The following is a 6,583-nucleotide window of genomic DNA, read 5'->3' as shown; positions in this document are numbered from 1 at the left end:
ACTCGAAGTCATGCGCGGCAATCAGGTCGCGTGCCGCAGCGACGATCTCGTCATCGCCGAAGACCGGGCGTCCGACCGCCTCGCCGAGTTCCTTGCGGTTGGGCGTGACCGCCGTCGCCCCGGCATAGCGCGCATAGTCGCGGCCCTTCGGGTCGATCAGCACCGGTTTTCCGGCATCGCGGCAGATCGCGATCAGTTCGGCCGCCACGCCGTCGAGCAGGATGCCCTTGCCGTAGTCGGACAGGATGACGATATCGGCACGCGCAAGGGCAGCCTGGAAATGCTCGACAAGCGTCGTCCGCTCGCCACTGGACAACGGTTTGATTTCCTCCTCGTCGAAACGCAGCACCTGCTGGTTAAGCGCGCTGAAGCGGCTCTTCGACGAGGTCATGCGGTCCTGCCGCTGTGCAAGGCCGTCCGTATCGGCGCCAAGATCGCCGAGCATGCGCATGAGATTGTCGCCGGCCTGGTCGGCGCCGATGACGGACACCGGGATCGCGGCGCCGCCCAGTGAAACGATGTTGGAAACGACATTGCCGGCGCCGCCCAGGGCCACCACCTCGCCCCGCCCATGCAGCACCGGGATCGGCGCTTCAGGCGAGATCCGCTCGATGACGCCGTTGACGAAACGATCGAGGATGAAATCGCCGACCACCAGCACCGTGACCTCGCCGAAGTGGGCGATGGTGCGATGCAAGGGCTCCGGGGAAGGCAGATGGTGCTTGATCATCTCACTGGCACGCGCCGAAAACGACGGTTCTTGATCGGGGTTGCAGCGCCGGAAAACCGGCGCTCTTCATTCTTCGCGATGCCGATATACCGCAATCGGGGCCAGCGCAACGGCGGCCGTATGCGCACGGCCAAGGCGCCGGACGGATCAGCTCTTCTGCAAGGCGACATGGACGCCGAGACCGACAAGCACGGCGCCACCTGCGCGCTGCATAAGGCGCTGCGCGCGACCGGAGCGCCGCAGGCGCGCAATCATCGCGCCGGCGAGAAAGACGCAAACGATGTCGGCCGACGAGAACATCAGGTTGACGACGGTTCCCAGCACCACGAACTGCAGCCAAACCGGCAAGGTCGCCGAGGCATCGATGAACTGCGGCAGGAATGCCATGAAGAAGATTGCTGTCTTGGGATTGAGCACCTCGACCGTGATGCTTTCGAAAAAGGCGCGACGCGCCGATTTTCGCTCGATGGCAGGAAGCGTTCCGTTTCCCTGGATCTTGGCGCGGAACAGCGAAACACCGAGCCAGATCAGGTACAGCGCGCCGACAAGTTTGACCGCCATGTAAAGCGGCGGCACGGCGTGGAACAACACCGACAGTCCGGTTGCGGCGGCAAGGACATGGACATAGCCGCCGAGATGGATGCCGAGCGCCGCCGTCAGCCCCGACCAACGCCCGCGCGCCATGGTCTGCGCGGCGGCATAGAGCATGGCCGGTCCGGGAATGTAGGCGAAGATAGCCGTGGTGACGAAAAAGGCGATAAGCAGTTCGGTCGACGGCATCTTGATTCCTCACGATAGGAGCCGACTGAAGCGGGAGCTTTGCGGCCTCACTGTGGCGACGAACCGGTCTGCCCTGATTTGGCAAGAACACGCGCCATGAACTTGTCATGGTCGACGACCGCGCGCTCGTGGAAACCTTCGCCGATCAATCCATTCTCGTCGCTGCACGATACCTTGAAGCGCAGCTTTCGCCCCTGCACCGCGACAAGCTCGACATCGGCGGTGACGGTCATGCCGACGGGCGTCGCGGCGACATGGCTGACGTCGACATGGGTGCCGACGGTTCTCTCATGGCTGCTCAGGAACGGACGCAATGCCTCGACGCACGCCCATTCGATGAAGCCCACCATGAAGGCGGTGGCGAAAACCGGCGGCATGTCGGCGAAACTCGCAAAGGCCGTTGTCATGGCCGGAACCGTCAGGGAGTCGTCGACCCGCAGGGTTTGAACGTGGTGAAGGCCTGGCTTTAAATCGGATGTCATGGCTGATACCAACGGCAAGAACGCACACCGACGGCTCATGCCACAGCCCTCAATGGCACCATAGCTTGCTTCGATCGAAGACGTACCGTTCGGCGCGCCAGAGCTTATCTCGCGAGCCGTTCTGCCGATCCATCCCTACATTCGTCGTAGCCGATGCTCCACAGCCGGGGACCTTTTATCGACACCTGCTCGCGCCTCCCCTATAAGGGCCGGAATCGGCAACGAAACAAGGCTCACAAGGATGATCATCGTCACGGGCGGCGCCGGCATGATCGGCTCCAACATCGTCGCCGCGCTGAATGCCGAAGGCCATGACGATATCTTGGTCGTCGACGATCTGACCGACGGCCACAAGATCGCCAATCTGGCCGATCTCCGCATTGCTGACTATCTCGACAAGGACGAGCTTCCGGCCCGGCTCGAGGATGGCGGGCTGGGCCGCATCGACGCCGTCTTCCATCAGGGCGCCTGCTCGACCACCACCGAATGGAACGGCAAGTTCATGATGGACGTGAACTACGCTTATTCGAAGCGCCTGCTGCACGCCTGCCTGGCGCTGCGGGTGCCCTTCCTCTATGCCTCCTCGGCTTCGGTCTATGGCGGCGGCAGCGAGTTTCGCGAAGAGCCCGAATTCGAACGGCCACTCAACGTCTACGCCTATTCGAAGAAGCTGTTCGACGACTATGTCCGCCGCAATGTCTTCGACACCGATCACTCGCAGGTGGCCGGCCTGCGCTATTTCAACGTCTACGGGCCGCGCGAGGCGCATAAGGGCGCCATGGCCTCGGTCGCCTTCCATTTGTTCAACCAGGTCGAGCAGGGCCAGAACCCGAAGCTGTTCGGCGCCTATGGCGGGTTCGGCCCCGGCGAGCAGAGCCGCGACTTCATCCATGTCGGCGACGTCGCCGACGTCAATCTGTGGCTATGGAAGCGGGGCTCAAGCGGCATCTTCAACTGCGGCACCGGCCGCGCCCAGCCGTTCCGCGCCATCGCCGAGACGGTAATCGACACGCTCGGCAAGGGTGAGATCGAGTTCATTCCCTTCCCCGAACACCTGAAGGGCAGCTACCAGAGTTTTACCGAGGCGGATATGTCCCGCTTACGCACGGCCGGCTACAATGGCCAATTCCGCACCGTCGAAACCGGCGTCAGAGACTATGTCCAATGGCTGAAAGCCCAACGATCCTCGTGATCGGCCCACGCTGGGTGGGTGACATGGTCATGGCCCAGTGCCTGTTCGCGGCGCTGAAGGAAAAGCATCCGAATGCCGCGATCGACGTGCTCGCGCCGGCTTGGGCAGCGCCCCTGGTCAAGCGCATGCCCGAAATACGCTCCCAGATCGACTTTCCACTGATGCCCGGCACGCTCGAATTCCGCAGCCGCAGGCGCTTCGGCCGCCTGCTGCGCGGCCGCTACGACATGGCCTATGTGCTGCCGGGGAGCTGGAAATCGGCGCTGATCCCGTTCTTCGCCCGAATTCCGCGCCGCGTCGGCCATCTGAGGGAAATGCGCTACGGCCTGCTGACCGACATCGTCCCGCTGCCCGATGCGGTGAAGCGGCGCACGGCACGGGCCTATTTCGGCCTGGCGCGCGGCGGCACTTTTCGCCCGCCGAAGCTCACCGTCGATCTCACCAATCAGGCCGATCTGCTGGCGCGGTTCGGGCTCAGCGCAAAAGAATTCGTCACCCTGTTGCCGGGCGCCGAGTTCGGCCCGGCAAAGCGCTGGCCGAGCGAATACTATGCCGAGCTAGCCCGCGGGATGATGGCAAAAGGCCTGGGCGTCGCCTTGCTCGGCTCGAAGAACGACGCTGAGGTTACCGGCGAGATCGCGAGGCTTGCGCCGGGCGCCGTCGACCTTGCCGGCAGGACGAAGCTGGAGGATGCCATCGACCTGATCGCCGCGGCGAAGCTAGCCGTCTCGAACGACAGCGGGCTTATGCATGTGGCCGCCGCCGTCGACACGCCAATCGTCGCCGTCTATGGCTCGACCTCGCCCGAAAACACGCCGCCGCTGACCGATCGTTCGGAACTGATCTGGCTGCACCTCTCCTGCTCGCCCTGCCACAGCAAGGTCTGCCCGCTCGGCCATCTCAACTGCCTTAAGACGCTCGATGTCGCGCGGGTCGCCGCCGCCGCCGACCGGTTGCTTGAAATTCCTGCGACCGCATGAGGGTTCTCATCGTCAAGACATCATCGATGGGCGATGTCATCCACACCTTCCCGGCCGTCGAGGACGCGCTCCGCAATCGCCCGGACATAAGCTTCGACTGGTGCGTGGAAGAGGCCTTTGCCGCCGTCGTCGCCTTGCATCCGGCGATCGGAACCATCCACAAGGTGGCGCTCCGGCGCTGGCGCAAGAAGCCGTTCGACGGCGGCACATGGCGCGAGATGGCCGGCCTGCGACGTGCGCTTCGCTCGCGCCGCTATGACCTGGTTATCGATGCACAGGGGCTGTTGAAATCGGCCGTGGTCGCCAAGCAATCCGGCGCGCCGATCGCCGGCTTCGACCGCTCCAGCGCCCGCGAGCCCTCGGCGACGCTGCTTTACGAGCGCAAATACGCCGTGCCGCGCGAGTTGCACGCCATCGAGCGCACCAGACGCCTGTTCGGCCTGGCGCTGGGGTATCAGGCGGACCTCTCGACGCTCAGCTCCGGCATAGTGCCGCCGGCAGGCGGACTTTCCGGCGTCGAAGGTAAAACGGCTTTCCTGCTGCACGGCACCAGCCGCGAAGACAAGAAATGGCCGGTCGAAGACTGGGTCGAGACTGCGCGCCGATTGGTGTCGCAGCAATTTACACCGATCGTCACCTGGTCGAACGAAGCGGAGAAGCGTGTTGCCGAGGCGATCGCCGGCGCCGTGCCGGAAACGGTGCTGGTTCCGAAATCGCCGCTAGCGGATGTCGCTGCGATCCTCGGCCGGTCGACGCTCGTCATCGGCGCCGACACCGGCCTCACCCATCTCGCCAGCGCTTTCGGCCTGCCGACCGTCGCCATATTCCTGGCGACGGAGCCCGGCCTGACCGGCCCGCGCGGGCCCTATTCATCGACACTGCTGGCGCCCGCCGGCGGCAAAGTTACGCCGGCCGAAGTTATGGCTGAAGCGGAGCGGCTGCTGGCGCTTAGATCGGAAACGCCAGTCTAGGCCTCAAATAAATTGCACCTGGACGATCTCGTAACCCCGTGCGCCGCCCGGAGCGTTGACCTCGATGGCATCGCCGACTTCCTTGCCGATCAACGCGCGCGCGATCGGCGAGGAGATCGAGATACGGCCGGACTTCACGTCCGCTTCCTGGTCGCCGACGATCTGATAGGTTTTCTTTTCCTCGGTGTCCTCGTCGACCAGCACGACCGTGGCGCCGAACTTCACCTTGTCGCCGCTGAGCTTCGAAACGTCGATCACCTCGGCGCGCGCGATCAGGTCCTCGAGCTCGTTGATACGGCCCTCATTATGGCTCTGCGACTCTTTAGCCGCATGGTACTCGGCATTCTCGGACAGGTCGCCATGCGAGCGCGCTTCGGAGATCGCCTCGATGATGCGTGGACGCTCTTCCTGCTGGCGCCAGCGCAGTTCTTCCTTCAATGACGCGAACCCCTCGCCTGTCATCGGGACCTTGATCATGATGCCTGACCTTTCCTGCCACCACCCCCGCTTTTCGGGAATAGCCTTGTCGTTGGGTACAAAAAGAAAACGGTCCGGCAGCCTCGGGCTAACGGAACCGTTTCACCACAATTTCCCTGAATATAGCGATCTCCGCGCGATTTTCACGCTCAAAAATGAAGTTCAGTAAAATCACCACCGCTTTCGCAAGGCCATCCGGCGCTAAATCCGCAATGCCGCCAGCAAAAACCGGCTGCGATTGCTCGCAGCCGGCTTCGAAAAGCATCTGAGAAGAATCAGCTCCTCAGGAAACGTTCGATCTGCTCTGACAACATGCCGTATTCGCGCGAGCCTTTGCCGGTCCGCTTCTCGATTTCCTTGAGCTGCTCCTGCGCGCCGGCAAGATCGCCGATTTGCAGATGGGCCTCGCCGAGATATTCGCGCACCAGCGTGTAGTCGGGGTCGATGCGCAGCGCTTCCTCGTAATAGCCGAGGCCGACCGTGACACGGCCGGAATGGCGATGCGAATAGCCGAGATAGTTGAGAATGCGCGGATCCTGCTTGTTGGCGGCGAGCGTCAGCACCGAGATCGCCTCGTCGTAGCGCCCGGCCATCGCCAGATCGTGGCCTGCCTCGTAGATGCTGTCGTCATCCAGCATGCCGTACTGCGGCACAACGCATTTCTTCTTCTTCTTGTCCCAGACCTGACCCTTCTTGCATTGGGTGGTGGTCTGGCCGCCGCTGCCACCGCCACCGCCGCCCTCGCCGGCGGTGAATGCAGGCGCCGCGAACAGCGGCAGGCTAACGGCAGCAGCCAAGACCTGAACAAGCAAACGTCTGCGCATCGGAGCCTCCTTGAGCGTGACAACGGCAGATTAACGCCGCTTCGATGCGGTTTCATCCCGAAAACCTGTCAAAAGCCAAACTATTTGGAGGTCAGGCAGCGCATCGCCTCTGCGAACGGATGTGACGCGGGCCGCAAATCCGCTATC

Annotated in this window: 9 protein-coding genes; 3 read left to right on the top strand and 6 right to left on the bottom strand. The window is 63.2% G+C overall.

Features of this window, described 5'->3' with window-relative positions; translation table 11 throughout:
• From EOA49_RS01525 to EOA49_RS01515, 3 genes are all read right to left on the bottom strand, one after another.
• Positions 1–730 (bottom strand): PfkB family carbohydrate kinase (locus tag EOA49_RS01525; protein ID WP_245460479.1); only part of this gene is annotated, 730 nt, incomplete at its 3' end.
• Between the two features lie 147 nt (positions 731–877).
• Positions 878–1,510, bottom strand: a complete 633-nt coding sequence (locus EOA49_RS01520; protein ID WP_095823238.1) for a LysE family translocator — start codon at positions 1,508–1,510, stop codon at positions 878–880.
• 47 nt (positions 1,511–1,557) lie between these two features.
• Complete coding sequence (locus EOA49_RS01515) at positions 1,558–1,917, bottom strand: thioesterase family protein (RefSeq protein ID WP_206518456.1); 360 nt, start codon at positions 1,915–1,917, stop codon at positions 1,558–1,560.
• A gap of 316 nt (positions 1,918–2,233) precedes the next feature.
• Here EOA49_RS01515 and rfaD point away from each other — a divergent pair, with 316 nt between their 5' ends.
• Genes rfaD through waaC form a run of 3 tightly spaced genes read left to right on the top strand, consistent with a single transcriptional unit; the run spans position 2,234 to position 5,135 of the window.
• Positions 2,234–3,184, top strand: a complete 951-nt coding sequence (gene rfaD / locus EOA49_RS01510; RefSeq protein WP_095801637.1) for an ADP-glyceromanno-heptose 6-epimerase — start codon at positions 2,234–2,236, stop codon at positions 3,182–3,184.
• Positions 3,157–4,164: a lipopolysaccharide heptosyltransferase II gene (gene waaF / locus EOA49_RS01505; protein WP_095823240.1), complete on the top strand. Its 1,008-nt coding sequence runs from the start codon at positions 3,157–3,159 to the stop codon at positions 4,162–4,164. The genes rfaD and waaF overlap by 28 nt, the downstream gene beginning before the upstream one ends.
• Positions 4,161–5,135 carry a lipopolysaccharide heptosyltransferase I gene (waaC, locus tag EOA49_RS01500; protein WP_095801639.1) on the top strand — a complete coding sequence of 325 codons (975 nt, stop codon included), beginning with the start codon at positions 4,161–4,163 and terminating at the stop codon, positions 5,133–5,135. Before waaF ends, waaC begins: the two co-directional genes overlap by 4 nt.
• A gap of 3 nt (positions 5,136–5,138) precedes the next feature.
• On the opposite strand, the gene greA is transcribed toward waaC, so the two are convergent.
• The 3 genes from greA to EOA49_RS01490 all read right to left on the bottom strand — a co-directional run bounded on the left by greA (position 5,139) and on the right by EOA49_RS01490 (position 6,436).
• A complete protein-coding gene (gene greA, locus EOA49_RS01495) occupies positions 5,139–5,612 on the bottom strand; it encodes a transcription elongation factor GreA (protein WP_027168132.1) in 474 nt (157 codons plus the stop codon).
• Positions 5,613–5,700: 88 nt separating this feature from the next.
• Positions 5,701–5,877: a hypothetical protein gene (locus EOA49_RS32505; protein WP_156751100.1), complete on the bottom strand. Its 177-nt coding sequence runs from the start codon at positions 5,875–5,877 to the stop codon at positions 5,701–5,703.
• Between the two features lie 10 nt (positions 5,878–5,887).
• Positions 5,888–6,436 (bottom strand): tetratricopeptide repeat protein, encoded by a 549-nt coding sequence (locus EOA49_RS01490; RefSeq protein WP_067326693.1) that lies wholly within the window; start codon positions 6,434–6,436, stop codon positions 5,888–5,890.
• Positions 6,437–6,583: the final 147 nt, after the last annotated feature.

The sequence above is a fragment of the Mesorhizobium sp. M1A.F.Ca.IN.020.04.1.1 genome (assembly GCF_003997315.1).
Taxonomy (GTDB): Bacteria; Pseudomonadota; Alphaproteobacteria; order Rhizobiales; family Rhizobiaceae; genus Mesorhizobium.
This window is presented reverse-complemented; position numbering and strand designations above follow the sequence as displayed.

What these genes read in the sequence shown, in the direction of transcription:
- EOA49_RS01520 (WP_095823238.1), bottom strand. Translation starts at nt 1,510, where the DNA reads ATGCCGTCGACCGAACTGCTTATCGCCTTTTTCGTCACCACGGCTATC.
- EOA49_RS01515 (WP_206518456.1), bottom strand. Translation starts at nt 1,917, where the DNA reads ATGACAACGGCCTTTGCGAGTTTCGCCGACATGCCGCCGGTTTTCGCC.
- rfaD (WP_095801637.1), top strand. Translation starts at nt 2,234, where the DNA reads ATGATCATCGTCACGGGCGGCGCCGGCATGATCGGCTCCAACATCGTC.
- waaF (WP_095823240.1), top strand. Translation starts at nt 3,157, where the DNA reads ATGGCTGAAAGCCCAACGATCCTCGTGATCGGCCCACGCTGGGTGGGT.
- waaC (WP_095801639.1), top strand. Translation starts at nt 4,161, where the DNA reads ATGAGGGTTCTCATCGTCAAGACATCATCGATGGGCGATGTCATCCAC.
- greA (WP_027168132.1), bottom strand. Translation starts at nt 5,612, where the DNA reads ATGATCAAGGTCCCGATGACAGGCGAGGGGTTCGCGTCATTGAAGGAA.
- EOA49_RS32505 (WP_156751100.1), bottom strand. Translation starts at nt 5,877, where the DNA reads ATGCTTTTCGAAGCCGGCTGCGAGCAATCGCAGCCGGTTTTTGCTGGC.
- EOA49_RS01490 (WP_067326693.1), bottom strand. Translation starts at nt 6,436, where the DNA reads ATGCGCAGACGTTTGCTTGTTCAGGTCTTGGCTGCTGCCGTTAGCCTG.